A 26,174-nucleotide genomic window follows, 5' to 3' on the forward strand; every position below is an offset into this window, starting at 1 on the left:
CAGCGTCATTCCGTTTCCCACATCCGGCCGTCGCATTCATGAAGCCGTCGCATCCAGTGTCCGTCACGATCGAATCTCTGCAATCTGCGCGCGCAGGCCTTGTCGTCTCCCCGTGCTGTTTGCGGCGTTGGACAGGATCTGGATCGCATCCGGCGAGAATGTGCCGCGCATCTGCACGAAGTTGAGGCAGCGTGGTTAATGCATGCAAATTCCGCAGGTTTTCGTGGGATTCCATGATGACCGACAGCACACGGTCTTTTTATTTTGCACTGCAGCAACTATTTGATTGAGGTGACGTTGAATGGGTCACCCCACTTGGAGCTGCCGGTGTCATCAGCCAAAAATCTCGAACTGTTGCGGCAGCTGCCCAAGCTGGATGGGTTTCGCCTGCGCGAATTCGGCCTTAGCGCCGGCGCATCGAGCGCGCTGGAGGAGGTCACGGGCTTCGGCTCCAATCCCGGTCAGCTGCGGATGTACAGCTTTGTGCCGGCGCAGTTGCAGCAACCGCGCGCGCTCGTTGTGGTCTTGCACGGCTGCGGCCAGACTGCGGCCGCTTACGATCTCGGCGCGGGATGGTCGACGCTGGCAAATCATTACGGATTCGCCCTGGTGATGCCGGAACAGCAGCGCGCCAACAATGCCAATACCTGCTTCAACTGGTTCAACACCGAAGACATCACGCGCGACAGCGGTGAGGCGCAATCGATCCGCGAGATGATCGCGCACATGGCCAAGACGCACGGCATCGACGCGCGGCGGGTCTTCATCACGGGTCTGTCCGCCGGTGGCGGCATGACCTCCGTGATGCTCGCGACCTATCCTGAAGTCTTCGCGGCCGGCGCTGTTGTCGCGGGCCTGCCTTACGGCATCGCGACCAATCTGCGCGAAGCACTGGACGGCATGTTTCATTCGCCGGATCGGCCGGCGCGGGAACTCGGAGACCTCGTACGACAGGCGTCGAACCACCGTGGGCCCTGGCCGAAAATCTCGGTTTGGCATGGCAGCGCCGACCGCACCGTCAACCCCGGCAATGCCAACGCGATCGTCAAGCAGTGGCTGGATCTGCACGGTCTGCCAAGCGCGCCGATGGCCGAAACGATCGTCGACGGCTACCCGCGCCAGACCTGGTGGGACAAGGACGGCGAAACCGTCGTCGAATCCTTCGCCATCACCGGCATGTCGCACGGCACGCCGCTTGGCATTGCCGACAACGATCAGCGTTATGGCGTCGAAGGTGCCTTCCTGATTGAAGCCGGGATTTCGTCGTCCTACCACATCGCCAAGTTCTTCGGCCTGACCAACTGGATTCCAAACCTTGCCACGAAGAAAGTGGCAGCAAAGTCTGCTCCAGCGCCGAAGACGGTGACAGCACTGTCACCAGCGCCGCATCTCGCCAGGTCGATCCGATCAGCTGTCGCCGATCAACCGGGCAAGCCGACCACCGAGAAGAGCCGCAGCCTCGATATCAGTGCGGTCATCACCCGCGCGCTCACCGCCGCCGGATTGATGAAGTAGCGCGCGTCGCGCTCACATCTCGCCGGTGATGAACGGATTGGTCATCCGCTCCTGGCCGATGCTCGAGCCTGCGCCATGGCCGCAGATGAAGCCGACATCGTCGCCGAGCGGCAGCAGCTTTGTCTTGATCGAGTTGATCAGCGTGGCGTGACTGCCGCCGGGCAAATCGGTGCGCCCGACCGAGCCGGCGAACAGGACGTCGCCGACATGGGCGAAGCGCAGCTCCTTGTTGAAGAACACCACGCTGCCCGGCGAGTGGCCGGGGCAGTGGTAGATGTCGAACGTGAGATCGCCGATCGACACGGTGTCGCCCTCGGCGAGCCATCGGTCGGGCGCAAAGTTGCGCACGCCGGTCATGCCGAAGCGTGCGCCGCTCTCGACCACATTGTCGAGCAGGAACTTGTCCGCTTCATGCGGGCCCTCGATCAGCACTTTCAGCGCATCGCGCAAATCGGCCGCGCCGCCGACATGGTCGATATGGCCGTGAGTCAGCCAGATCTTCTCCACGGTGACGCCGGTCTGCTTGATCGCGTCCAGGATCTTCGGCACGTCGCCGCCGGGATCGATCACCACCGCCTTCTTGCTGGGCTCGTGCCAGATGATGGTGCAGTTCTGCTCGAACAGCGTCACGGGGACGATGATCGCGCCGGCTTTGGATTGGGTGTCGTTTTGCTCGGTCATGGCGCCACAATGCCGATTTTTGCCATGCCGCCAAGCAAAAGATTCGGGCCGCTTCGTGGGAACGGCCGTCACACGGCCGTCCCAATTGGCCCGCCAGTTGAACCGGGGCGGCGTTGTCGCGTTCTCACGTGCAAGACGCAGATTCCGGGTGGTCTTTCCGCATGGCTCAAAGCAATACGAACTGGTGGCGCGACGGCATTTTCTACCAGATCTACCCCCGGTCGTTTCAGGACTCGAACGGTGACGGCGTCGGTGATCTCGCCGGCATCTTGCAGCGGCTGCCTTACGTCAGATCGCTCGGCGTCGACGCGATCTGGCTGTCGCCGATCTTTCCCTCGCCGATGGAAGATTTCGGCTACGACATCTCCGACTATACCGGGATCGAGCCGCTGTTCGGCACGATGGCCGATTTCGACGCGCTGATCGCGGCTGCCCACGACAACGGCCTGAAGCTGATCCTCGACCTCGTGCCGAACCACACCTCGGACCAGCATCCCTGGTTCGTCGAGAGCCGCGCCTCGCGCGACAATCCCAAGCGAGACTGGTACGTCTGGCGCGATCCGGCACCCGACGGCGGGGTGCCGAACAACTGGCTATCCGAGTTCGGCGGCAGCGCGTGGCAGTTCGACGAGACCACGGGCCAATATTATTATCACGCCTTCCTCGCCAAGCAGCCGGACCTGAATTGGCGCAATCCCGACGTCCGTGCCGCGATCTACGACGTGATGCGGTTCTGGCTCGGAAAGGGGGTCGACGGCTTCCGCGTCGACGTGATCTGGCACCTGATCAAGGATTCCGAATTCCGCGACAACCCGCCGAATCCGCACTACGTCGAGGGCCGGCCGCCGAACGAAAGGGTCATGACGCAATACTCCACCGACCAGCCGGAGGTGCATAATGTCATCGCCGAGATGCGCCGCGTCACCGACGAATTCGGAGCTCGTGTGCTGATCGGCGAGGTCTATCTGCCGCTGCATCGGTTGATGGCCTATTACGGCAACGACCTCACCGGCGCGCAGATGCCGTTCAACTTCGCGCTGCTTTCGACCTTCTGGAGCGCGCGATCGATCGAAAGGATCATCGAGGATTACGAGAAGGCCCTGCCGCGCGGCGCCTGGCCGAACTGGGTGCTCGGCAATCACGATCGCCCGCGGGTCGCAAGCCGCGTCGGGCCGGAGCAGGCCCGTATCGCCGCCATGCTGCTACTGACGCTGCGCGGCACGCCGACCCTCTATTACGGCGACGAGATCGGCATGCACCAGGTGGCGATCGCGCCGGAGGATGTGCGCGACCCCTTCGAGAAGAACGTGCCCGGCATCGGTGTCGGCCGCGACGGCTGCCGCACGCCGATGCAGTGGGACGCGTCCGCATTCGCCGGTTTCTCGGCGGCGCGGCCGTGGCTGCCGTTGCCGGAGCACTATGTGCGCGACAATGTCGTCAATCTCGAAGCCGACGCGCGCTCGATCCTCAACCTCTACAAGCGTCTGATCGGCTTGCGGAAGAGCAGTCGGCCGCTGGTCGCGGGCGATTATCGTCCGATCACGGCGCAAGGCGATCTCCTGATCTATCGCCGCGAGGCCGAGGGGCGCGCGGTGATCGTGGCGCTCAATCTCGGCCCCGATCCCGTCGCGGTCACCACGAGCGCGATCCGTTTCGGCAGCGAGATCCTGCTGTCGACATTCCTGGATCGTGAGGGCGAGCAAATCGAAGGCGTGCTGGATCTGCGCGGCAATGAAGGCGTGATCGTATCGCCGCCCGCCTAGCTGTCATCCAGGACAGTCGCAGCGTGACGGCAAAAGGGGCCATTGATATCTCCTCGTCATTGCGAGGAGCTCTTGCGACGAAGCAATCCAGAATTCTCAACGAAAGAGTCTGGATTGCTTCGCTGCGCTCGCAATGCGTCGCCGCAGCGGGGGAGCAAGTGAAGGCCTTCCACCTCACCCCGGATGCTTATTTCCCTTAGTCGTATTCTCGTCGATGTCGCTCCGCTTCAGCAAATAATCCAGCCCGCCGACGCGATACCAGCGATAGCCATACGGCTCCAGCACAATTCGGTGTTGGCCGCGCTTGTCGGCGTGGCTGTGATCCTCCGCGAGCAGATTGATCAGGTGTTCGCCGGCATCGCCGGGCAAACCGACCGAGAACGCGGTCTCGCGCGGTTTGTCATCCAGATTATGCACGAACAGCACCGAATTGTTGCGCCAGTCGTAACGCATGATGAACACGGCGGGATCGCGCGTCGCAATGATCGCGAAATCGCCCCAGCCGATTTCCGGCACCTCCTTGCGCATGCGGATGATGCGTTCGGTCCAGTTCAGCATCGAGTTGGAATCGCGTCGCTGTTTCGCGACGTTGACGTGCGGATAGCCGTACGGGCCCTCGTCGATCACAGGACAGTCGGGCTTGTCGCTTTTGGTGAATCCGCCATGCGGCTCGGTCGACCATTGCATCGGCGTGCGCGCGCAGTTGCGTTCCGGCAATGAGAGGTCATCGACCATTGCGATCTCGTCGCCATAACGGATGACGGGCGTTCCCGGCAGCGTGCACATCAGGCTGTAGGCGAGCTCGAGCCGCCGGCGGTCGCCGCCGACCATCGGGGCGAAGCGACGCCGGATGCCGCGGTCGTAGAGCTGCATGTCCTTGTCGGGGCCGAAGCGTTTGAAGACGAGGTCGCGCTGCGCCTTGGTCAACCGTCCCAGATCGAGCTCGTCGTGATTGCGCAGGAACAGGCCCCATTGCGCCGCGGCCGGCCGCGGCTTGGTCGCCTTCAGCGCCTTCGCCAGCGGACGCGAGTCGGCGGAGGCCAGCGCATAGAACAGGTGCTGATTGACGTGGAAGTTGAACATCATGTGCATGCGGTCGCCATCGCGGCCGAAATACTCCATGTCGGTTTCCGGCAGAACGTTGGCTTCGGCCAGGATGATGGCATCGCCCTGCCGCCATTGCAGGAATTCGCGGAACGCGCGCAGCATGTCGTACTGCTCGACCGGCTTCTTCACCTTGGCGCCCTTGGTGGCGATCACGAAGGGCACGGCGTCCATCCGGAAGCCGGAGACGCCGAGCTGGATCCAGAATCCCATGATCTTCAGGATCTCGGCCTGCACGTGCGGGTTCGAGGTGTTGAGGTCGGGCTGGAAATCGTAGAAGCGGTGGAAATAATACGCGCCGGCTTCCTTGTCGCGTGTCCAGGTCGTCTTCTGCACGCCGGGAAACACCATGCCCGTGTTGGCGTTTGCGGGCTTCTTGTCGGACCATACGTACCAGTCGCGATAGGGCGAGTTCTTGTCGCGCCGCGCTTCCTTGAACCATTGGTGCTGGTCCGAGGTGTGGTTGACGACGAGGTCGATGATGATCCGGATGCCGCGCTGCTTGCAGCCATGGGTGAATTCGACGAAGTCGCCGAGCGTACCGTAACGGGGATCTACGCTGTAATAGTCGGCGATATCGTAGCCGTCGTCGCGGCCGGGCGAGGTCTGGAACGGCATCAGCCAGATCGTGGTGATGCCGAGGCCGTGCAGATAGTCGAGCCGGCGCAGCAGGCCCTTGAAGTCGCCGACCCCATCGCCGTTGGCATCCATGTAGGTGCCGACGGAGAGGCAATAGATCACGCCGTTCTTGTACCAGAGATCGTCGATCATGCCGGGACAGCCCTCTTTGGTCCGCCCGCGACCGTCGGCGGCTGCGTGATAATTGCGAGTGGAGGGTGAGGTTCCCGCTCTTCCCCCGCATCCGCCGGCGCCCGGAACGCCCCACTTCGCGCGCCCGGGGCTTATAAACACCGGGATTGCGCGTCATGGCTCGCGCCTTGCGCGGCCCGGAATGACGGGCTCCATGGAATCGGTTACCCTTCACCCATGGACAATACCGCCCGCAACATCGCCCTCGTGCCGCCGCCCGATCGCCGCCAGTCCGAGACGGCGCTGGCCATCGCGCGCGGCACTGCGCGGCTGCTGCGTTCGCTCGGCTTTACCTGCATCAGCGAATTGCCGCTGCCTTCGGGCCGGCGCGCCGATCTGGTGGCGCTGAACGAGCGCGGCGAGATCTGGATCGTCGAAATCAAATCGTCGGTGGAGGATCTGCGCGCCGACCAGAAATGGCACGAATACCGGGCCCATTGCGACCGGCTGTTCTTCGCGTTCACGCAGGACCTGCCGTGCGGGATCTTTCCGGAAGGCACCGGCCTGATCGTCGCCGACGCCTATGGGGCGCACCTGCAGTGCGAAGCGCCCGAGCACAAGCTCGCGGCCGCCACGCGCAAGCAAATGACAGTCCGGTTTGGAATGGCGGCGGCGCTTCGGATCAACCGGTTGGTCGACCCGCAGGGCCACGCTGATTTCTGGGAATAACGTGGTCTCGTGCCCCGGACGCGCTGCAACGCGTAGCGTTGCTGCGCAGGGCCGGGACCCAGAAGGCAGGTGCGGCTTCTCGCTCTTCACAAATAATGGGCCCCGCTCGGCAGCGCATCAGTTCGTGCTGCGCTGCGTTCGGGGCACAAGAGTGTTGCAAACTTACCGCGGCGCGCGCTTGGCGAGGATCCGCTGCAACGTCCTGCGGTGCATGTTGAGCCGGCGTGCGGTCTCCGAGACGTTGCGGTTGCACATCTCGTAGATGCGCTGGATGTGCTCCCAGCGGACGCGGTCGGCCGACATCGGGTTGGTCGGCAGATCGGACTTGTCCGAGCTGGTCGACAGCAGCGCCGCGACGACGTCGTCGGCATCGGCGGGCTTGGAGAGATAATCGATCGCGCCCATCTTCACCGCGGTGACGGCGGTGGCGATGTTGCCATAGCCGGTCAGCACGATCGCGCGTGCGTCGGGGCGCTTCTTCTTCAGCGCCGAGACAACGTCGAGGCCGTTGCCGTCACCGAGCCGCAGGTCGACCACGGCGAATGCGGGTGCCGCCTTGCCGATCTGCGCAAGTCCGTCCGAGACGGTGTCGCATGATGTCACGGCAAAGCCGCGCGTTTCCATGGCGCGTGACAGGCGCTCCAGGAACGGCTTGTCGTCTTCCACGATGAGCAGCGAGCGGTCGGTCTGTTCGTTCAGTTCGGCGATGGCGTTCAAGGTTTTGTCCTCTCTCCAGCGCGTCTACATATGGCGTCGCAATCGCGCAGTGCCAAGGCGGCAAATAGTCGATCCGCCCCGTCGTGCGACGCAAGGTCGCGGTTATCCTATTGCTTCTTCCAGCGTCTCGATAGCCTCAAAACGCTGTCGCGGCCATGTGATCTGGACCACGGCGCCGTGGTCCGGAAAGATCCGGTTGGTAAACGAGACCTTTGCGCCGGTGCGTTCCAGCAAGGTACGCGCGATGAACACACCCAATCCGAGGCCGCGTCGCTCGCCGCCGCCGTCATCCGTGGTTCGCCGCCGCGACAGATAGGGCTCGCCGATCCGGTTCAGGATGTCGGGCGGAATGCCGGGGCCGTCGTCGGAGATCAGAAGCTCGATCGTGTCCTTGTTCCACCACGCGTTCACCTCGACGGTGGTCCGGGCGAAATCCACCGCGTTCTCGACGATATTGCCGACACCGTACAGGATTGCCGGGTTGCGCGAGCCGACCGGCTCGGACACGGCGGCGACCGCGATCCGCACCTTGATCTCGACGCCGAAATCGCGGTGCGGGGCCACCACCTCCTCGATCAGCTCCGACAGTTTCATGCGGTCGAACGGCGCCCCGGTGGGGGAGAGCTGGGTGATCTTGCTCAAGATATCGCGGCAGCGCTGGGTCTGTTCGCGCAGCGTCTTCAGGTCGGCGGCAAAGCTGGCGTCCTTCACCGTTTTCTCCAGCTCGCGCGAGATCAGGAAGATCGTCGCCAGCGGCGTGCCCAGCTCGTGCGCGGCTGCAGCGGCAAGGCCGTCGAGCTGGGTCAGATGCTGCTCGCGCGTCAGCACCAGCTCGGTCGCGGCCAGCGCGTCCGCGAGCTTGCGCGCCTCTTCCGTCACCTGGAACGAGTAGAGGCTGGTGACGCCGATCGCGAGCACGATCGAGAGCCAGATTCCGACGAGGTAGATCGGCGGCAGCACCAGGGGATCATCGGCATCCCAGGGCAGCGGCAGATGGAAGAAGAACAGGACCGAGGCGCAGGCCACCGCGAGCACGCCGAGGCCGAATGTGGAGCGCGCCGGCAGCGCCGTGGCCGAGATCAGCACCGGCGCGAGGAACAGGAACGAGAACGGGTTCTGCAGTCCGCCGGTGAAGTACAGCAGACCGGCCAGTTCCACGATGTTCAGCGCGAGCAGACCGGCCGCCTGCATCGGCTCCAGCCGCTGCATCGGGTTGGCCGCGGTCTGGAGCGCCAGATTGAGCGCCGCCGACAAGGCGATGATGCTGACGCAGGGAACGATCTCGACGTTGAATTCCAACCCCTGCGCCACGATGAAGATCGCGGCGAGCTGGCCCAGCACCGCCAGCCAACGCAGCCTCAGGATCGTGTCCAGGCGGATATGCCGCTGTGCGTGGCGGAAATCGGTATCGGCAGTCTCGGTCATCTCGGCCAATGTGGCGGTGCCTTCCGGGATCACAAACGCTGGGCTTCGGAACCACCGGATTACAAGCCTTGCGCTATCCGCTGCAATAGCAGAAGAACCACCAGCATGACCGAGAATGGCAAGGCTTCAAGTCGGCCGACTGTCGCGGAGCGCAGCTCGTCCGCGGCGATCGCGGTCGACCATCTCGTCAAAATCTACAAGCAGACCCGCGCCGTCGACGACATCTCATTTTCGCTGCCGCGCGGCAGCATCACCGGGCTTCTGGGCGGCAACGGCGCCGGCAAGACCACGACCATCGCGATGATCATGGGGCTGGTGCTGCCGACCTCCGGCCGCGTGCAGGTGCTCGGTCACGGGATGCCCGAGGAGAGCGCTTCCGTGCTAGGGCGGATGAACTTCGAGAGTCCCTATGTCGACATGCCGATGCGGCTCACGGTGCGGCAGAACCTCACCGTGTTCGGCAAGCTCTATGCGGTGAAGAACCTGTCGGAGCGCATCGCCGAACTCGCGGACGATCTCGATCTCACCGAATTCATCGACCGTGCCAACGGCAAGCTGTCGGCCGGGCAGAAGACCCGCGTCGCGCTGGCCAAAGCGCTGATCAACCGGCCCGAGCTGCTGCTGCTGGACGAGCCGACCGCCTCGCTCGACCCGGATACCGCCGATTGGGTGCGGGCGCATCTGGAGCGTTATCGCCGCGACAACAACGCCACCATCCTCCTGGCGTCGCACAACATGCTCGAGGTCGAGCGGCTCTGCGACCGCGTCATCATCATGAAGCGCGGCCGCATCGAGGACGACGATACGCCGGAGGCGATCATGGCACGCTACAACCGGACCACGCTGGAAGAGGTCTTTCTGGACGTCGCCCGTGGCCGGGTGAACGGTGCGAAGGAGGCGGCGAGGTGAGCGGTCGTACCTGTATTCGTAGCCCGGATGAAGGTCTGTCATTGCGGGGCGCGCGGAGCGCGAGCCCGGAATCGATAACCACAGGCCGCGGCTGTGGGGCGAGACCGGTCACTCCGAGTCTTCGCCAAATTCAATCCTGTGGTTATGGATCCTCAGATGCGCAATTGCGCATCATAGCTCGCGACGGTGTCGCGCCCCGGGATGACAGATCCCGTCCGGGCCAGGTTATCGCGCCATGACCGACCTTTCCCTCCCCCGCGGGATCTCCGTCCAGCGCATCGGCGCGATGATCCTGCGCTATTGGTATCTGTTGATGTCGTCCTGGCCGCGGCTGCTCGAATTGCTGTACTGGCCGGCGCTGCAGGTCATCACCTGGGGCTTCATTCAATATTACATCGCCGAGAATTCCAATTTCTTCGCGCGCGCGGGCGGCACGCTGATCGGCGCCGTCATCCTCTGGGACATCCTGTTTCGCGGGCAGCTCGGCTTCTCCATCTCGTTCCTGGAGGAGATGTGGTCGCGCAACATCGGCAATCTCATGATGAGCCCCTTGAGGCCGATCGAGTTTCTGCTGTCACTGATGGTCATGAGCCTGATCCGGCTCGCGATCGGGATCATTCCGATGACCGTGCTTGCGCTGGTCATGTTTCACTTCAATGTCTATGCCCTCGGCCTGCCGCTGATCGCATTCTTCTGCAATCTGATCTTCACGAGCTGGTCGGTCGGCATCTTCGTGTCGGGGCTGGTGCTGAGAAACGGTCTCGGCGCCGAGAGCATCGTCTGGACCTTGATGTTCGCGATCCTGCCGCTCGCCTGCGTCTACTATCCCGTCAGCGTGTTGCCGGCCTGGCTGCAAGCCATCGCCTGGGTGCTGCCGCCGACCTACGTGTTCGAAGGGATGCGCGCGCTGCTGATCGAGCGAACCTTTCGGATCGATTTGATGCTGGACGCGTTGGCCATCAATGCGGTGCTGCTGGGAGCTTCTTTTTGGGCATTCCTTGCCCTTTTGCGCAGCGCTAAGAAAAATGGCTCGCTGTTGTCGGGCGGCGAATAACGCCCGATTTATCGGGGATTCAGGCCGGTTTAACCGTTTTCGCTACGTAGATGTACGGAACCATGGATTGACGCAATATTACGCATTCGGCAGTATGCTGCGATGCGAAGAAGGATATAGCGATGCCTATTGGTGAGTTTGGCGGCGCGCCGCCCCTGGCGGCTGAAGGCAGTCCGGTCCTGACGACACCGATGTACTGGATGTACGAGATGGCGCACGCCTCTCTCAATCCGGCACGCGCGGTCACCGACGCGACCAAGCTGCTGTTTCAAAATCCTCTCAATCCCTGGGCACGCACCGAGGTCGGCAAGTCGGTTGCCGCGGCCTGCGAGTTGTTCGAGCGTACCACGCGTCGTTACGGCAAGCCGGAATGGGGCCTCGACGACACCGAGGTCAACGGCATCCGCGTCCCCGTCGAGGTTCGCTCGGTCTGGGAAAAGCCGTTCTGCCGGCTGCTCTATTTCGATCGCAAGTTCACCCGTCCGCTGCGCAGCCCGCAGCCGCGCGTGCTGATCGTGGCGCCGATGTCCGGCCATTATGCGACGCTGCTCCGCGGCACGGTCGAGGCATTCCTGCCCGCGCATGAGGTCTACATCACCGACTGGGCAGACGCCCGCATGGTGCCGCTCAGCGATGGCCGCTTCGATCTCGACGATTACATCGACTACGTCATCGAGATGCTGCACGTCCTCGGCGGCAACACGCATGTGCTGGCGGTGTGCCAGCCCTCCGTGCCGGTTGTCGCAGCCGTCTCGATCATGGAAGCACGGCGCGATCCCTTCGTGCCGACTTCGATGACGCTGATGGGCGGCCCGATCGACACCCGCCGCAATCCGACTGCGGTGAACAATCTCGCCCAAGAGCGCGGCATCGACTGGTTCCGCAACCATGTCATCACCAAGGTGCCGTTCCCTCATCCGGGCATGATGCGCGACGTCTATCCGGGATTCCTGCAGCTCAACGGCTTCATCAGCATGAATCTCGACCGCCACATGGACGCCCACAAGCAGCTTTTTGCCAATCTGGTGAAGGGCGACGGCGACCTCGTCGACAAGCATCGCGAGTTCTATGATGAGTATCTCGCGGTGATGGACCTCTCCGCCGAATATTACCTGCAGACGGTCGACACCGTGTTCGTGAAGCACGCGCTGCCGAAGGGCGAGATGGCCCATCGCGGAACACTTGTCGATCCCTCCAAGGTCACGCGCGTGGCGTTGATGACGGTCGAAGGCGAGAACGACGACATCTCCGGTATCGGCCAGACCGAAGCGACGCACACATTGTGCAGCTCGATCCCCGATCATCGTCGCGTTCATTACGTGCAGAAGGGCGTCGGACATTACGGCGTGTTCAACGGCTCGCGCTTCAGATCGGAAATCGTGCCGCGCATTCACGACTTCATGGTTTCAGCGGCAAATCCGAGCTCGTTGCAGGCTCGCGCGGCTGAATAGCTTCTTTTTCGGCTTTCCCGTCGAAAATATCGGCCCTGCCGGGGCATCCGGCGGGGCTTGGTTCCCTGCAGATTCGCGGTATTTAGGTAGCTTCATAGGAGTGAGTCAGTCCTCACCCCTTGGGGGTGCCACATGCGTCCAGAGAGGGCGAAAAAAGCCGGTTCCAACCCCAGTCTGTAGGGTCTCCCGGACGCCAGACCCCTGTATATTGGGCAAATGATTTGTTTTTGCGCCGAGCGCTTTCCCTGGCGGCGGTTATGGCAGAATCCGGGCGAACTCTTGCTCCCCGGACTGACAGACATGGCTACTCGCGCTCTTCTCTATCGGCGTCCCCACGAACCGAAGACCGTCTTGATCACCCACGGATCGCAATATTTTGCCATCCGATTGCGGCGGCACCGCCGCGCGCGCCGTTACACGCTCAGAATTCATCCGAGCGACCGCGAAGCCATCCTCACCATGCCGCCGCGCGGCACGCTGGCCGAAGCCAAGGACTTCGCGCAGCGTCACGGTGCGTGGATTGCGGCGCGCCTCGGTCGCTTGCCGAAGGCCGCGCCGTTCCAGCCGGGCACGGTGATACCGCTTCGTGGCACGCCGCATCGCATCGTTCACCGCGCCGGCGCGCGCGGCACGGTGTGGACCGAGGTGCGCGACAGCGGTGAGCGTATTCTTTGCGTTGCCGGCGGGCTCGAACATGTCGATCGCCGCGTCAGTGACTTCCTCAAGCGTGAGGCACGCCACGACCTGCAGCGTTCGTCGGAGGCTTATGCCGCCGAGCTCGGCGTCAGGGTCAAGCGGCTCTCGATCCGCGATCAGTCCAGCCGCTGGGGTTCCTGCACCTCGGCCGGCTCGCTGTCGTTCTCCTGGCGGCTGATCCTCGCGCCGCCGTTCGTGCTCGATTACCTCGCCGCGCACGAGGTCGCCCATCTCGTCGAGATGAACCATTCGGCGAAGTTTTGGCGTGTGTGCGGCAAGGTCTGCCCGTCGATGGAGCGCGCCAAGAAGTGGCTCGACACCTACGGCAATGATTTGCACCGCTACGGGGTCGAGGATTAGGGCCTTGCTGCCAAGGTCTTGAACGGTGTCATCGCCCGGCTTGACCGGGCGATCCCGTACGCCGAGACGGCACTGATTGAATGGAGAAGAAGCCACGCCGTACTGGATTCCCCGCCGTCGCGGGGAATCCAGCTGTCTTCCGGCGGGTGCTTTCAGGCTTCTGGACTGCCAGCGCAAGTCGTTGATTTTGCTATCGCCGGCTACTGTGCATGGGGTTGTTTTCGCATTTTTTGGTTTGAGGGGCTGAATGCCCCCAACCCGCGCCTAGCGGTTTCCGCCAAACAACCGGTCCATCAGCCAGCCATCGAGCCCTGCCGCAGCCTCCGGCCGCGCATTGGCGCGCGTCGGCGGCGGGCGATAGCCGCCAGTGTTGGTCGCTGCCGGGACGGGCGCGGCCGCTGTCGGCGATGACACCTGCGAGGCCGCCTGCGCGAGGTTGGACAGGCCCCAGCCACCTTGTGCGCTCGGCAAGGCCGCCACCGGCACGCCTTCGTGCGCCGTCTTCATGAAGCGCGACCAGACTTCCACCGGCAAGCCGCCGCCGGTCGCCTTCTTGGTCGGCGAATTGTCGTCATTGCCCAGCCAGACTCCGGTGACGAGGTTGGCGGTGTAACCGATGAACCAGGCGTCGCGATAATCCTGGCTGGTGCCGGTCTTGCCGGCGGCAGGCCAGCCAGGGATCTCGGCCTTCTTCGCCGTGCCTGAAACAAGCGTCTCCCGCATCATCGCGTTCATCATGCCGACATAGCGGGGATCGACGACCTGGTTACGCTCCTCGGGCTGGCGCATGTAGAGCAGCTTGCCGCTCAGCGTCTTGATCCGCATCACGACATGCGGCGTCACCGCGAGGCCGCCATTCGCGAAGGGCGCATAGGCGCCCGCCAGTTCGACGACCGAGACTTCCGAGGTGCCGAGCGCGATCGACGCGTTGGGCTCGAGCTTGGAGGAGATGCCGAGCCGGTGCGCGGTGCGCACCACGTTCTTCGGCCCGACCTCGAGGCCGAGACGGATCGCGACGGTGTTGAGCGACATCGCCAGCGCCTGCGTCAGCGTCACCGCGCCGAAATATTCATGGGTGTAGTTCTCGGGCCGCCAGCCCTTGACCTCGATCGGCGCATCCTGGCGCATCGTGTCAGGCGTCAGCCCCTGCTCGAGTGCGGTCAGATAGACGAACGGCTTGAACGAGGAGCCCGGCTGGCGCTTCGCCGTCACCGCGCGGTTGTACTGGCTCTCGGCATAGTTCCGCCCGCCGACCATGGCACGCACCGCGCCATCGGGCGTCATCGCCACCAGCGCACCCTGGCCGACATTGAACTTCACGCTCTTGGCCGCAAGCTCGTCGATAATGGCTGCTTCCGCCACGCTCTGCAGCTTCGGATCGATCGTGGTTTCGACCTTGATGCTCTCGTCGATCTGGCCGACCAGATCGTCCAGCACCTCGCCGATCCAGTCGGCAACGTAGTTGATTGTGCCTGCGCCGACCGGCTTCACATTGTAGGAGGGATGGCCGATTGAGGCCTGCGCCTGCGCATCGGTGATGAATTTCGCATCCGCCATCGCCGCCAGCACGATTTGTGCGCGGGCTTCGGCGCCTTCAGGGTTGCGGTTCGGCGCGAGGCGCGAGGGCGATTTGACGAGGCCGGCCAGCATCGCGGCCTCGGCGACCGTGACGTTCTTCGCCGACTTGCCGAAATACCTTTGCGCTGCAGCTTCGACGCCGTAGGCGCCGGAGCCGAAATAGACGCGGTTGAGATAGAGCTCCAGGATCTCGTCCTTGGAATGCTTGCGCTCGAGCCAGATCGCGAGCTCCACCTCCTGCAGCTTGCGCTGCACGGTGCGCTCCTGGGTCAGAAACAGGTTCTTGGCGAGCTGCTGCGTCAGCGTCGAGCCGCCCTGCGAGACGCCGCGATGCATGACGTTGGTGACGAGGGCGCGCAGGATGCCGACGGGATCGATGCCGAAATGCGAATAGAAGCGGCGGTCCTCGATGGCGATGAAGGCCTTGGGCAAATACGGCGGCAGATCCTTCAGCGCGACATTGGCACCGGCCATTTCGCCGCGCTGCGCCAGGATGCTGCCGTCGATGCCCACGATCTGGATCGTCGGCGGCCGCTTCGGGATTTCCAGCGACTGGATCGGCGGCAGATGGGCACCGACATAGATCACGACGCCGATCACCGCGATCGCGCCCCACAGGCCGAGCACCGCGCCCCAATAGACCATACGACCGAGGCTGGCGCCGATGCGTGACTTCGACCGGCGCTTGGCGCCGCTGCGGCCGGCTTGCGCCTTGCGCTCGCGCGGCGGCTCGTCGTCAGACTCCTCAGCCTTGCGCTTGGCGGGTGATTTCGTCGATTTCTTCGGCTTGTTCTCGCCGCCGGGAATGCGATCCGCCGGAGTCAGGCGCAGATCGGCGAGCGCCGCGGGCAAGCCGAACAGCGGCTCTTTCCGCCCAGCCTTTTTCTTTCCCCACGCCATACGCAAATACGCCCGGTCAGCCCGCCCCGCCGCACGCTAGCGGTGGCTGTTTAAGGCCCGGTTACCCAGACCTTAACGCGCGATTAGGAGGTGCGGCATTCGCCCGCCGCAGTTCCGCTGATCGCGCGCGGGAGCTAGGATCGCCGGCAGAAAACACGACGAAACGAGGAAACCCACATGGGCCATATCGATCCGACCAAGGAGATCTTCGCGCAATTCCGGGACAATGATCGCCCGGGTCCGATCCACATGCTCAACCTGGTGCGCCTGCGCAAGGACGCGGCCTATCCGGACGGCCGCAAGGCAAGCGGCGCCGAAGCCTATGCCGCCTATGGCCGCGAGAGCGGCCCGGTGTTCGAACGCCTCGGCGGCCGCATCGTCTGGCAGGGCAAATTCGAGCTGATGCTGATCGGCCCGCAGGACGAGCGCTGGGACCATTGCTTCATCGCCGAATATCCAAGCGTTGCCGCTTTCGTCGAGATGATCCGCGATCCCGTCTACCGCGAGGCGGTCAAGCATCGTCAGGCCGCAGTGGAAGATTCTCGGCTGATCCGACATGCCGTGCTGCCGGTGGGGAAGAACTTTGGCGAGATACCAACCTGAACGCGGTCGGACGATCTCTCCGCGCCGTCATGGCCGGGCTTGACCCGGCCATCCACGGCTTCCTCACGCGCCGCCCAAGAACGTGGATGCCCGGGCCTTGGCCTCGCCGAAGCGGCTCCGGCCGCGCAGGCGGGACAAGCCCGGGCATGACGTCATCGAGGCAGCTGTTTGCAACCACTAACCCGCCGGGCCTGCATCCTCCAGGATCGGGCCGAACAGCTCCCAGCGCTCGCCGTTGAACTTCATCATCTGAAGCTGCTTGTTGACGCGGTAGTCGGTCGGCGAGGTGTTGACCTTGATGCCGGGCAGCGCCGTGTCGGTGGCGAAGTCCTTCACCGAGGCCGCCTGCTTCATGACGTTCTCACGGGTGAGATCGTCACCGCATTGCTTCAGCACATGCACCAGCAGCTGCGCCGTGCTGTAGCCGTAGGTGTTGAAGTTCGAGTCCTTGTCGCCATCAGGGTAGTACTTAGCCATGAAGTCGAAATACTTCTTCAGGCCGGCATCGTCCTTCCAGGTCGGATCGAGCGGTTCCTTGCCATAGTTGACGCTGATCAGGCCCTTGGCAGCGTCAAGGCCGGCGGGCTTCAGCACCGCGCCGACCGAGGTGGCGTTGATGTCGACGATCTGGATTGGATGCCAGCCCATTTCGGCGATCTTCTTGATGGCCTGCGCGGCCTGCTTCGGCGTGCTTGCGCTGAAGAACAGGTCGGCGCCGGCATCCTTGATCTTGAGGACCTGCGAATCGACCGTGGGATCGGACACCTCGTAGGAGGCTTCAGTCACGATCATCTTGGCGGCCTTGTCACCGAGGCCGGCCTTGATGCCGTTCAGATAATCCTTGCCGAGGTCGTCGTTCTGATAGAGCACGCCCACCTTGGCGTTCGGATGCTCCTTCAAAATGTACTGGCCGTAGATGCGGCCCTCGACGAAGTAGTTCGGATTGAAGCCCATGGTCCACGGGAAGTTCTTGGGGTCCGTGAACCGCGAGGCGCCGGTCGCTGCGAACAGCTGCGGCACCTTCTTGGCGTTCAGATATTTCTGAACGGCTGCGTTCACGGGCGTGCCGATGATCTGGAAGGTCAGCAACACCTCGTCGCTCTCGACCAGCTTGCGGATCTGCTCCACGGCTTTCGGCGGCGAATAGGCGTCGTCGTACTGGATCAAATTGATCTTGCGGCCGTTGACGCCGCCCTGGTCGTTGATCATCTTGAAATAGGCAGCCTGCGTCTTGCCGATCGACGAATAGGCCGACGCCGGCCCCGAGAACGGCATGGTCTGTCCGACCTTGATCTCGGTGTCGCTGGCGCCCGGATCATATTTTTTCTGGGCATTGGCCGCTGAAATCGACAGCGCCAGAGCGAGCGCCGTGGCCAGATGCAGCTTTCCATTCCTCATTCGCAATTCCCTCACTTTGTTATCGCCGATGATCTCTCGGCGCGCGCTTGCGCATCCGATGCCATCGGTTGAGGGCAAGTGTGGAGGAACGCGTGTTGCAACGCAAGGTGGGCGTTCGTAGGGTGGGTTAGCTCTGCGCACCGCGCCAAGCGCGGTGCGCGGGGCCTAACCCACCCCAAGAGAGATCGAGACTAACCCGCGGGACCGGAATCCTCGATGATCGGTCCGAACAGCTCCCAGCGCTCGCCGTTGAACTTCATCATCTGCATCTGCTTGTTGACGCGGAAGTCGTTGGGCCCGGTGTTGATCTTGATGCCGGGCAGCGCGAAGCTCGGCGTGAAGTCCTTGATGTTGGCGACCTGCCTCATGATGTTCTCGCGCGTCAGGTCGTCACCGCATTGCTTGAGCACCTGCGTCAGCAGCTCGGCCACCGAATAGGCGTAGGTGTTGACCGTGTTGAGCTTGTCGCCTTCCGGGAAATACTTGTCCATGAAGGCGAAGAAGGCCTTCACGCCGGGATCGTCCTTCCACTGGGGATCGCTGGGCTCCTTGCCATATTGGGTCGAGATGATGCCCTTGGAGATGTCGAGGCCGGCCGGCTTCAGCGTCGCCGAGATCGGGCTCGCATTGATGTCGAGAATATGGACCGGGGTCCAACCGAGGTCGGCGAGCTTCTTGATCGCCTGCGCCGCGAATTTCGGCGTTGAGGCATCGAAGAACACGTCGACACCCATCGACTTCAGCTTGACCACCTGGGAGTCGACGGTCGGATCGGTGACCTCGTAGGAGACCTCGCCGACAATCATGCTGGCGGCCTTGTCGCCGAGGCCGCTCTTCAGCCCAGCGAGATAGTCGCGGCCCATGTCGTCGTTCTGGTAGAGCACGCCGATCTTGGCGTTGGGATGCTCCTTGAGAATGTATTTGGCGTAGATGCGCCCCTCGGACACGTAGTTGGGATTGTAAGCGATGGTCCAGGGATAGTTCTGGGGATCGTTGAAGCGGGCCGCGCCGGTCGAGGCCAGCAATTGCGGCACCTTCTTGCCGTTGAGATATTTTTGCACGGCGGCGTTGGCAGCGGTGCCGATGATCTGGAAGGTGAACAGCACCTCGTCGCCCTCGACGAGCTTGCGCACCTGCTCCACCGTCTTCGGCGGCGAATAGGCGTCGTCATACTGGATCAGGTTGATCTTTCGGCCGTTGATGCCGCCCTGATCGTTGATCATCTTGAAGTAGGCGGCCTGAGTCTTTCCGATATTGGCGTAGACGGAGTAGGGGCCGGAGAACGGCACGGTCTGGCCGATCTTGATCTCGGTGTCGGTCGCCCCGGTGTCGTATTTCTTCTGGGCGAAGGCCTGATTGGTGGATGCCGCGAAGGCGAGCGCCGCCGCGGCAGCTATGAAGGCTCTGCGATTGCTCATAGGTTGTTCCTCCTGACGGAATTTTCCGGTCGACGGTCTTTTCCCGCTGGTTGCAACGGTCGCCATCGCTGCCGAAGAGTGTGGAGGAAGGGCAAGCCGCGCGCAAGGATCGCAGCGCTGCGCCGTAGCGTCTCAGGTCAGGAGCAGCGCCGCCAACGCGACCGCCGCCGGCAACGCCTGCACCATCAGGATGCGGCTGCTGACGGTTGCGGCGCCGTAGGCACCGGCCACGATCACGCAAAGCAGGAAGAACGCCTTGATCTGGAATGCGAAGGCCGGATTGCCGTGGACCAAGCCCCAGATCAGGCCCGCGGCGAGGAAGCCGTTATAGAGTCCCTGATTGGCGGCGAGCACCTTTGTGATCTCGGCCTTCTCCGGCGTGTTGCGAAACACCTTCAAGCCCTGCGGCTTGTCCCAGAGGAACATCTCCAGGATCAGGAAGAAGACGTGCAGTGCGGCGACCAGCGCCACCAGGATATTGGCGATCAGGATCAAGTTGAGCTCCCCCAAAGCGTCAGCTTTCGGGTGGACGGTAGCACGGCCGGCATGGCAAGTGCGATGGGTGTGTTCCGTTGCAATGGTGCCGCGATGGCCAGCCGATCGACCAAATTCTCCCTAAGCTTCGGCCTCGATCGCCTGACGACGCCGATCGGCATCGCGCTGCTCGTCACCGATACCGAGGGTGCGCTGCGTGCGCTCGACTGGGAGGACTACGAGCACCGCATGCGCGGGCTTCTGCGTCTGCACTACGGTGCGGTCGAATTGAGCGACCGGCCTGCGCCGACGGACATGCGAACGGCGCTGTCGGGCTATTTCGATGGTGATTTCAATCAACTCTCGGCCATCGCATGGCGGATTGCCGGGACACCGTTCCAGCAGAAGGTCTGGAACGCGTTGGCTCACATCCCCGCCGGCACCACGATGAGCTACGGCGCGCTTGCCGCAAGGATTGATCTGCCAAAAGCCATTCGTGCCGTCGGTCATGCCAACGGCTCCAATCCGATCAGCGTGGTGCTGCCGTGTCACCGCCTGATCGGTGCCGATGGTTCGCTGGTGAAGTATGGCGGCGGGCTGGAGCGGAAGCGCTGGCTGCTGCGGCATGAGGGCGTGCAGGTTTGAAAGGCATGACGTGCGCCATTTCTCCACTCGTCATTCCGGGGCGCCGCGTAGCGGCGAGCCCGGATTCCATATCCATCCGCCGGGGGTTATGGATTCCGGGCTTGGCCCTTCGGGCCATCCCGGAATGACGAAGGAGGATCACGCCGCCGGTGCAGCAACCGCCTTGTCGCTGGCCATCACATGCGTCAGCGCGCTCTTGATTGCGGCCTGCCGGGTCGGTGCGTTGATCTGCGCGCCCAGGAGGTCGGTAACGTAGAACACGTCGCGGGCACGCTCGCCGAAGGTCGCGACGTGGGCCGAGGCGATGTTGAGGTTGAGCTTCGAGATCGCGGTGGTCAGCTCGTAGAGCAGGCCGGGCCGGTCGAGGCCGGACACCTCGATCACGGTGTAGCGGTCGGACCATTGATTGTTGATGGTGACTTCCGGCTCGATCACGAAGGGGCGAGCCTTGCTGCGCACGGTGCGTCGCGCCACCACCTCAGGCAGGCGCAGCTTGCCTTCCAGGACGTCCTCGATCATCTCGCCGATGCGGGTGGCGCGGCGTCCCTCGTCCTCGTCGCGATCGTATTCCCTCGATATCGAGATGGTGTCGAGCGCGCGGCCGTCGGTTGTGGTGTAGATCTGGGCGTCGACGATGTTGGCGCCGGCCGAGGCGCAGGCGCCGGCGATGATCGACAGCAGCCAGGGATGGTCGGCCGCGAAGATCGTCAGCTCGGTGACGCCGCGCACCTCGTCGAACCCGACATTGATCGCGAGCTTGTGGCCGGCCTGTTCGCTGGAGCGGACGAAGCGGGCGTGGCGGATCTTTCGCGGTAGTTCGACCTTGAGCCAGTAGGCCGGATAGTGCCGGCCGATATAGGCGTCGAGCTCCTCCGCCGGCCATTCGGCGAAGGCGTTGCGGAATTCGGCGTAGGCGGCTGTGAGGCGCTTGCCGCGGTCGACTTCCGAGAAGCCGCCGGTCAGCACCGGCTCGGTCTCGTAGTACAGCGAGCGCAGGAGCTGCGCCTTCCAGCCGTTCCACACGCCTGGGCCGACGCCGCGGATGTCGGCGGTGGTCAGGATCGTCAGCAGCTTCATCTGCTCGACCGACTGCACCACGGCGGCGAAATTCTCGATGGTCTTGCGGTCGGACAGGTCGCGCGACTGTGCGACCGTGGACATCGTCAGATGCTCCTCGATCAGCCAGGCGATGAGTTCGGTGTCGGCGGCGCTGAAGCCGAGCCGCGGGCAGAGCCGCCGCGCCACCTTGGCGCCGGCGATCGAATGATCCTCGGGCCGGCCCTTGGCGATGTCGTGCAGCAGCGTCGTGATGTAGATCACCGCGCGATGCTCGGGGCGAATCTTGCGCATCAGGTCGCTGGCGAGCGCGAATTCGTCGTGGCCGCCGCGCTCGATGTCCTGCAGGAAGCCGACGCAGCGGATCAGATGCTCGTCGACCGTATAGTGATGATACATGTTGAACTGCATCATCGAGACGATCTTGCCGAAGGCGCGGATGAAGTGGCCGAGCACGCCGGTCTCGTTCATCCGCCGCAGCACGATCTCGGCGTTGTCGGAGGTCAGGATCTCCATGAACAGCCGATTGGCTTCGGGATTCTCGCGCATCTGCGCATTGATCAGGCCGAGCGAGCGCGTCACGTCGCGCATCGCGTCCGGATGGAAGGCGAGGTTGTTCTTCTGCGCGAGGCGGAAGATGCGGATCAGGTTGACCGGATCGTGCTTGAAAATATCGGGCGCGGCGACGTTGATCCGGTTGTTGTCGACGATGAAGTCGTCGCTGTCGGGGACGCGTCGCTTCACCTGGGTCGGACGCAGCCGCGCCATCATCCGGCTCAGCACCGGGGCGGGCTTGGCCTGTTGGTCCTCGAGCTTGGCGCAGAGGATGGCGGTGAGGTTGCCGACTTCCTTGGCGACCAGGAAGTAGTGCTTCATGAAGCGCTCGACGTCCTGCATGCCGGGATGCGAGGTGTATCCGAGCCGCACCGCGATCTCGCGCTGGAGATCGAAGGAGAGGCGCTCCTCAGGCCGCCCGGAGTAGAAATGCAGGTTGCAGCGCACCGACCAGAGGAAATCGGCACAGCGGCGGAAGGTGCGGTATTCCTGTGCGTCGAACACGCCGCGCGCGACCAGTTCGTCGGTGTCGCGCACGCGGTAGACGTATTTGGCGATCCAGAACAGCGTGTGCAGGTCGCGGAGCGCCCCCTTGCCGTCCTTGACGTTGGGCTCGACCAGGTAGCGCGACTGGCCGCCGCGGCGATGCCGCTCCTCGCGCTCGGCAAGCTTTGCGGTGACGAATTCGGACGCGGTGCCCTGCACCACTTCCTTGTCGAAGCGCTCGACCAGCTCGTCATAGAGCGGCTTGTCGCCGGTGAGGAAGCGCGTCTCCAGGATCGCGGTGCGGATGGTCATGTCGCCGCGCGCCTGGCGGATCGACTCGTCGACCGAGCGCGTGGCGTGGCCGACCTTCAACCCCATGTCCCAGAGGCAATAGAGGATCGCCTCGGCGACCTGCTCGCCCCAGGCGGTCTGCTTGTAGGGCAGGATGAACAACAGGTCGATGTCCGATTCGGGCGCCATCAGACCGCGGCCGTAGCCGCCGGTCGCGACCACCGCCATGCGCTCGGCGCCGCTTGGGATCGGCGAGCGATAGAGATGGCGGGTCGCCGCCGAATACAGGATGCGGATGATCTCGTCCTGGACGTGACACAACCGCTCGGCACAGTGACGGCCGTGGCGGTCCTTCAGCAGGATTTCCTGCGCCACGCCGCGTGCCGCGATCAGCTCGGCCTTAAGCAATTGCGCCATGGCCGTGCGGAACGCGTCTTCGCGTCCCTGGTGCTTTTCGGCGAGCGCATCGACCGCAGCGGTGATCCGCGCAGTGTCGAAACGATCGTCCCCCTCGGCCTTGTGCTCAGTCGCGATGCTGTCCATGTCTCATCGGATATAAGAGGTGACAGGCGCTGTCACCCGCCATTCTCTGGCAACAGTCGTTCCATGCTGGAAAGCTGCGGCTTTGGGCAAATCTGTTCTCGGCCGATGCGCCTTCGGGGGACGGATTTTCTCGTTGACCTCTAGCCATAACTCATTGAAAAACAATGAAGTTTTGGAGAGGGCTGGGCATGACCGGAATCACACGACGCTTTCTGTTGGCGGGAGCGGTTGCGCTTGCCGTCACCCCCACGGCCAAGGCGGCCAATCCGCTCAAGGAAATCCGCATCGACTGGGCGACCTACAATCCGGTGTCGATGGTCCTCAAGCAGAAGGGCCTGCTGGAGAAGGAGTTCGCCAAGGACGGCATCACCGTCACTTGGGTGCAGTCGGCCGGCTCCAACAAGGCGCTTGAATTCCTCAATGCCGGCTCGATCGATTTCGGCTCGACCGCGGGTTCGGCGGCACTTGTCGCCCGCATCAACGGCAATCCGATCAAGTCGATCTACGTTTACTCGCGCCCTGAGTGGACCGCGCTGGTGGCATCAAAGGATTCCAGGATCGCCGGCGTGGCCGACCTCAAGGGCAAGCGCGTCGCGGTGACACGCGGCACTGATCCGCACATCTTCCTGGTGCGTGCGCTGCTGGGGGCGGGCCTTACCGAAAAGGACATCACCCCGGTGCTGCTCCAGCACGCCGACGGCAAGACCGCCCTGATCCGCGGCGACGTCGATGCCTGGGCGGGCCTCGATCCGATGATGGCGCAAGCCGAGGTCGAGGAGGGCGCAAAGCTGTTCTACCGCAAGGCCGACGCCAACACCTGGGGCATCCTCAATGTGCGCGAGCAGTTCCTGAAGGACCATCCGGACGCAGTCCGCCGTGTGCTCGCGGTGTATGAGGAAGCGCGAAAGTATTCGCTGGCGAATTACGACGAGCTGAAGAAGACACTCATCGCGGTCACAAAACTTCCAGAGGCCGTCGTCGACAAGCAGCTCAAGGAGCGCACCGAGCTCACCCACAGCCGCATCGGCGCGCCCCAGCGCGAGTCGATTCTGGCCGCGGGGCTCGCTCTCCAGCAAGCCGGTGTCGTCGATGCCAAAGTCGATGTGAAGGCGACGCTGGATGCCCTGATCGACGATCAGGTTCTGCTGCCGACGAACTAGTTCAGCGCGGAGGAGGCACGCGCGCGCATCAAACTCCACCGGCGTCCCGGGGCACTAAGCGAGCCCGGAACCCATGACCCCAGGACGTGATTTGGCGCGAAAGAGGTCACCCCGAGTCCCCGTAACCAAATCCTTCTGTGGGTAGGGGCCACGGATCTGCGTTTCGCTTGTCCGGGGCGACAACCGAGATTGCCGCGCACCCTTGCATTCCCCGAAGAGACGCGCTTGCTAATGGCCATGATCTCCGACGCGCCAGTGCTGCAACAGACCTCGGAACCGGCCGAAGGCGCCGCTATGCGCTCGCGGTTGTCGCGCTATGCGCGGCCCGTGCTCGGCGTATTGCTGCCGCTGACGCTCGCGCTCGGCTGGGAGATTGCGGTCTGGTCGGGCTGGTCCAACGGCCGGCTGGTGCCGCCGCCGTCGCGCGTCCTGGCCACCATCGCCGAGCTCGTCCGCTCCGGCGAGCTGGTCCGCCACATCACCGCCACGCTGTGGCGTGTCGGGCTCGGCTTCGCGTTCGGCGTGATCGCGGGCACGTTGCTGGGGGCCGTCTCGGGCTATTGGTCGCTGGCGCGCCGGCTGCTCGATCCGACCGTGCAGGCGCTGCGCGCGATCCCTTCGCTCGCCTGGGTGCCGCTGTTCATCCTCTGGCTCGGCATCTTCGAGACCTCGAAGATCGCGTTGATCGCGGTCGGCGTGTTCTTCCCGGTCTATCTCGGCGTGATGGGCGCGATTCTCTCCGTCGATCGCAAGATCGTCGAGGTCGGGCGCACCTTCCGCCTGTCCGGCCCGGCGATGATCCGCCGCATCCTGTTGCCCGCAGTGCTGCCGGCCTATGTTGTCTCGCTGCGCGTCGGGCTCGGTCTCGGCTGGATGTTCGTGGTCGCAGCCGAATTGATCGGCGCCTCCGAAGGGCTCGGCTATCTCCTGCTCGACGGTCAGCAGCTCGGCAAGCCCGCGCAGATCCTGGCTGCCATCGTGATCTTCGCCGTGCTCGGCAAGCTCACCGACTGGCTGATCGAGGTGGCCGCCGCGCCGTTCCTGCGCTGGCAGGACGCCTTCGGACGGGCAAGGGGCGCTTGAAACCATGCTGGCGCTCGATCGGGTCAGCAAGACCTATCCCAACGGCGTCGAGGCGCTGGCGCGCTTCTCGGCCGAGATCAGGCAGGGCGAGATCATCGCCATCATCGGCGGCTCCGGCTGCGGCAAGTCCACATTGTTGCGCGCCGTCGCCGGCCTCGATCGCGCCAGCTCGGGCTGCGTAACACTCGACGATGAGACGATCAGTTCGCCGCACGCCAAGATCGGCATCATCTTCCAGGAGCCGCGGCTGCTCCCCTGGCTCAGCGTCGCCGACAATATCGGTTTTGGACTCGCCGATCTGCCCGCGACCGAGCGGCGCGAGAAAGTGGCGCGTGCACTCGAACGTGTCGGCCTCGCCGACAAGGCACAGGCTTGGCCGCGCGAGCTCTCCGGCGGGCAGGCGCAGCGGGTGGCAATCGCACGCGCGCTGGTGCCGCGGCCGGAGGTGCTTTTGCTTGACGAGCCGTTCTCCGCGCTCGACGCCTTCACCCGCAGGGATCTGCAGGATCATCTGCTCGACCTCTGGGCCGACACCCGGCCGACGCTCATCCTCGTCACCCATGACGTCGACGAGGCCGTGGTGCTGGCCGACCGCGTGCTGGTGATGCGGCCGCGACCTGGGCGGTTGTTCGACCAGATCGAGATCAATCTCGGCCGGCCACGCGACCGCAATTCGCCGCTGTTCGAGAATTTCAAGCGAAGTGTGCTGACGTCACTCGACCGTTCGCTCGATCGCAGCGTGCCCGACCGTGACGCAACCCAGGGTCCCGGTCAGGCCATGTGGTGGTGACAATTTCGCTCTGACCCGGTACATCGAGGAGCAATTATCC

21 protein-coding genes are annotated in these 26,174 nt (G+C 63.7%); 12 read left to right on the plus strand and 9 right to left on the minus strand.

Annotation, left to right across the window (positions count from 1 at the left end; all coding sequences use genetic code 11):
• The first annotated feature begins 327 nt into the window (after positions 1-327).
• Positions 328-1,515: an extracellular catalytic domain type 1 short-chain-length polyhydroxyalkanoate depolymerase gene (locus JQ580_RS10790; protein ID WP_212280024.1), complete on the plus strand. Its 1,188-nt coding sequence runs from the start codon at positions 328-330 to the stop codon at positions 1,513-1,515.
• A gap of 12 nt (positions 1,516-1,527) precedes the next feature.
• Here JQ580_RS10790 and JQ580_RS10795 read toward each other — a convergent pair whose 3' ends face one another.
• Positions 1,528-2,196 carry an MBL fold metallo-hydrolase gene (locus JQ580_RS10795; protein WP_212280025.1) on the minus strand — a complete coding sequence of 223 codons (669 nt, stop codon included), beginning with the start codon at positions 2,194-2,196 and terminating at the stop codon, positions 1,528-1,530.
• Between the two features lie 161 nt (positions 2,197-2,357).
• Here JQ580_RS10795 and JQ580_RS10800 point away from each other — a divergent pair, with 161 nt between their 5' ends.
• The gene (locus tag JQ580_RS10800; protein WP_212280026.1) at positions 2,358-3,959 is read left to right on the plus strand and encodes an alpha-amylase family glycosyl hydrolase; all 1,602 of its coding nucleotides are present in this window, start codon (positions 2,358-2,360) and stop codon (positions 3,957-3,959) included.
• Between the two features lie 174 nt (positions 3,960-4,133).
• Here the strand turns inward: JQ580_RS10800 and JQ580_RS10805 are convergent, their stop codons facing one another.
• Positions 4,134-5,834: an alpha-amylase family protein gene (locus tag JQ580_RS10805; RefSeq protein WP_212280027.1), complete on the minus strand. Its 1,701-nt coding sequence runs from the start codon at positions 5,832-5,834 to the stop codon at positions 4,134-4,136.
• A gap of 216 nt (positions 5,835-6,050) precedes the next feature.
• On the opposite strand from JQ580_RS10805, the gene JQ580_RS10810 reads away from it, so the two are divergent.
• Positions 6,051-6,542 (plus strand): MmcB family DNA repair protein, encoded by a 492-nt coding sequence (locus JQ580_RS10810; RefSeq protein ID WP_212280028.1) that lies wholly within the window; start codon positions 6,051-6,053, stop codon positions 6,540-6,542.
• Positions 6,543-6,704: 162 nt separating this feature from the next.
• Here the strand turns inward: JQ580_RS10810 and JQ580_RS10815 are convergent, their stop codons facing one another.
• Together JQ580_RS10815 and JQ580_RS10820 are read right to left on the minus strand one after the other, a co-directional pair.
• A complete protein-coding gene (locus JQ580_RS10815) occupies positions 6,705-7,259 on the minus strand; it encodes an ActR/PrrA/RegA family redox response regulator transcription factor (RefSeq protein ID WP_212280029.1) in 555 nt (184 codons plus the stop codon).
• Between the two features lie 102 nt (positions 7,260-7,361).
• Positions 7,362-8,684: an ActS/PrrB/RegB family redox-sensitive histidine kinase gene (locus JQ580_RS10820; RefSeq protein ID WP_212280030.1), complete on the minus strand. Its 1,323-nt coding sequence runs from the start codon at positions 8,682-8,684 to the stop codon at positions 7,362-7,364.
• Positions 8,685-8,789: 105 nt separating this feature from the next.
• Between JQ580_RS10820 and JQ580_RS10825 the strand changes: the two genes are divergently transcribed.
• From JQ580_RS10825 to JQ580_RS10840, 4 genes are all read left to right on the plus strand, one after another.
• Positions 8,790-9,593 (plus strand): ABC transporter ATP-binding protein, encoded by an 804-nt coding sequence (locus tag JQ580_RS10825; RefSeq protein WP_212280031.1) that lies wholly within the window; start codon positions 8,790-8,792, stop codon positions 9,591-9,593.
• Between the two features lie 235 nt (positions 9,594-9,828).
• Positions 9,829-10,647: an ABC transporter permease gene (locus JQ580_RS10830; RefSeq protein ID WP_212280032.1), complete on the plus strand. Its 819-nt coding sequence runs from the start codon at positions 9,829-9,831 to the stop codon at positions 10,645-10,647.
• A 122-nt stretch (positions 10,648-10,769) separates the two neighbouring features.
• A complete protein-coding gene (locus JQ580_RS10835) occupies positions 10,770-12,098 on the plus strand; it encodes a polyhydroxyalkanoate depolymerase (RefSeq protein ID WP_212280033.1) in 1,329 nt (442 codons plus the stop codon).
• A gap of 216 nt (positions 12,099-12,314) precedes the next feature.
• Positions 12,315-13,154 (plus strand): M48 family metallopeptidase, encoded by an 840-nt coding sequence (locus JQ580_RS10840; RefSeq protein ID WP_212280034.1) that lies wholly within the window; start codon positions 12,315-12,317, stop codon positions 13,152-13,154.
• Between the two features lie 264 nt (positions 13,155-13,418).
• Here JQ580_RS10840 and JQ580_RS10845 read toward each other — a convergent pair whose 3' ends face one another.
• Positions 13,419-15,632 (minus strand): transglycosylase domain-containing protein, encoded by a 2,214-nt coding sequence (locus JQ580_RS10845; protein WP_212280035.1) that lies wholly within the window; start codon positions 15,630-15,632, stop codon positions 13,419-13,421.
• Between the two features lie 177 nt (positions 15,633-15,809).
• Here JQ580_RS10845 and JQ580_RS10850 point away from each other — a divergent pair, with 177 nt between their 5' ends.
• Positions 15,810-16,235, plus strand: coding sequence for a DUF1330 domain-containing protein (locus JQ580_RS10850; RefSeq protein ID WP_212280036.1), 426 nt, complete (start codon positions 15,810-15,812; stop codon positions 16,233-16,235).
• Positions 16,236-16,412: 177 nt separating this feature from the next.
• On the opposite strand, the gene JQ580_RS10855 is transcribed toward JQ580_RS10850, so the two are convergent.
• From JQ580_RS10855 to JQ580_RS10865, 3 genes are all read right to left on the minus strand, one after another.
• Complete coding sequence (locus JQ580_RS10855; protein WP_212280037.1) at positions 16,413-17,633, minus strand: ABC transporter substrate-binding protein; 1,221 nt, start codon at positions 17,631-17,633, stop codon at positions 16,413-16,415.
• A gap of 191 nt (positions 17,634-17,824) precedes the next feature.
• Positions 17,825-19,051, minus strand: coding sequence for an ABC transporter substrate-binding protein (locus tag JQ580_RS10860; RefSeq protein ID WP_212280038.1), 1,227 nt, complete (start codon positions 19,049-19,051; stop codon positions 17,825-17,827).
• A 132-nt stretch (positions 19,052-19,183) separates the two neighbouring features.
• A complete protein-coding gene (locus JQ580_RS10865) occupies positions 19,184-19,540 on the minus strand; it encodes a DUF1304 domain-containing protein (RefSeq protein ID WP_212280236.1) in 357 nt (118 codons plus the stop codon).
• Positions 19,541-19,639: 99 nt separating this feature from the next.
• Here JQ580_RS10865 and JQ580_RS10870 point away from each other — a divergent pair, with 99 nt between their 5' ends.
• Positions 19,640-20,170, plus strand: coding sequence for a methylated-DNA--[protein]-cysteine S-methyltransferase (locus tag JQ580_RS10870; RefSeq protein ID WP_212280039.1), 531 nt, complete (start codon positions 19,640-19,642; stop codon positions 20,168-20,170).
• A gap of 138 nt (positions 20,171-20,308) precedes the next feature.
• On the opposite strand, the gene JQ580_RS10875 is transcribed toward JQ580_RS10870, so the two are convergent.
• Positions 20,309-23,101, minus strand: coding sequence for a [protein-PII] uridylyltransferase (locus JQ580_RS10875; protein WP_212280040.1), 2,793 nt, complete (start codon positions 23,099-23,101; stop codon positions 20,309-20,311).
• A 188-nt stretch (positions 23,102-23,289) separates the two neighbouring features.
• Between JQ580_RS10875 and JQ580_RS10880 the strand changes: the two genes are divergently transcribed.
• From JQ580_RS10880 to JQ580_RS10890, 3 genes are all read left to right on the plus strand, one after another.
• The gene (locus JQ580_RS10880; RefSeq protein WP_212280041.1) at positions 23,290-24,261 is read left to right on the plus strand and encodes an aliphatic sulfonate ABC transporter substrate-binding protein; all 972 of its coding nucleotides are present in this window, start codon (positions 23,290-23,292) and stop codon (positions 24,259-24,261) included.
• A gap of 237 nt (positions 24,262-24,498) precedes the next feature.
• Positions 24,499-25,344 carry an ABC transporter permease gene (locus JQ580_RS10885; protein ID WP_212280237.1) on the plus strand — a complete coding sequence of 282 codons (846 nt, stop codon included), beginning with the start codon at positions 24,499-24,501 and terminating at the stop codon, positions 25,342-25,344.
• 4 nt (positions 25,345-25,348) lie between these two features.
• On the plus strand, positions 25,349-26,134 hold the full coding sequence (locus tag JQ580_RS10890) for an ABC transporter ATP-binding protein (RefSeq protein WP_212280042.1): 786 nt from the start codon (positions 25,349-25,351) through the stop codon (positions 26,132-26,134).
• Positions 26,135-26,174: the final 40 nt, after the last annotated feature.

This window comes from Bradyrhizobium sp. SZCCT0148 (assembly GCF_018129985.1).
GTDB classification, from domain to species: Bacteria; Pseudomonadota; Alphaproteobacteria; order Rhizobiales; family Xanthobacteraceae; genus Bradyrhizobium; species Bradyrhizobium japonicum_H.

Coding starts and splice junctions, on each gene's coding strand:
- JQ580_RS10795 (WP_212280025.1), bottom strand. CDS start 2,196: ATGACCGAGCAAAACGACACCCAATCCAAAGCCGGCGCGATCATCGTC.
- JQ580_RS10800 (WP_212280026.1), top strand. CDS start 2,358: ATGGCTCAAAGCAATACGAACTGGTGGCGCGACGGCATTTTCTACCAG.
- JQ580_RS10805 (WP_212280027.1), bottom strand. CDS start 5,834: ATGATCGACGATCTCTGGTACAAGAACGGCGTGATCTATTGCCTCTCC.
- JQ580_RS10810 (WP_212280028.1), top strand. CDS start 6,051: ATGGACAATACCGCCCGCAACATCGCCCTCGTGCCGCCGCCCGATCGC.
- JQ580_RS10820 (WP_212280030.1), bottom strand. CDS start 8,684: ATGACCGAGACTGCCGATACCGATTTCCGCCACGCACAGCGGCATATC.
- JQ580_RS10825 (WP_212280031.1), top strand. CDS start 8,790: ATGACCGAGAATGGCAAGGCTTCAAGTCGGCCGACTGTCGCGGAGCGC.
- JQ580_RS10830 (WP_212280032.1), top strand. CDS start 9,829: ATGACCGACCTTTCCCTCCCCCGCGGGATCTCCGTCCAGCGCATCGGC.
- JQ580_RS10835 (WP_212280033.1), top strand. CDS start 10,770: ATGCCTATTGGTGAGTTTGGCGGCGCGCCGCCCCTGGCGGCTGAAGGC.
- JQ580_RS10840 (WP_212280034.1), top strand. CDS start 12,315: ATGATTTGTTTTTGCGCCGAGCGCTTTCCCTGGCGGCGGTTATGGCAG.
- JQ580_RS10845 (WP_212280035.1), bottom strand. CDS start 15,632: ATGGCGTGGGGAAAGAAAAAGGCTGGGCGGAAAGAGCCGCTGTTCGGC.
- JQ580_RS10850 (WP_212280036.1), top strand. CDS start 15,810: ATGGGCCATATCGATCCGACCAAGGAGATCTTCGCGCAATTCCGGGAC.
- JQ580_RS10855 (WP_212280037.1), bottom strand. CDS start 17,633: ATGAGGAATGGAAAGCTGCATCTGGCCACGGCGCTCGCTCTGGCGCTG.
- JQ580_RS10860 (WP_212280038.1), bottom strand. CDS start 19,051: ATGAGCAATCGCAGAGCCTTCATAGCTGCCGCGGCGGCGCTCGCCTTC.
- JQ580_RS10870 (WP_212280039.1), top strand. CDS start 19,640: ATGGCCAGCCGATCGACCAAATTCTCCCTAAGCTTCGGCCTCGATCGC.
- JQ580_RS10875 (WP_212280040.1), bottom strand. CDS start 23,101: ATGGACAGCATCGCGACTGAGCACAAGGCCGAGGGGGACGATCGTTTC.
- JQ580_RS10880 (WP_212280041.1), top strand. CDS start 23,290: ATGACCGGAATCACACGACGCTTTCTGTTGGCGGGAGCGGTTGCGCTT.
- JQ580_RS10885 (WP_212280237.1), top strand. CDS start 24,499: ATGATCTCCGACGCGCCAGTGCTGCAACAGACCTCGGAACCGGCCGAA.
- JQ580_RS10890 (WP_212280042.1), top strand. CDS start 25,349: ATGCTGGCGCTCGATCGGGTCAGCAAGACCTATCCCAACGGCGTCGAG.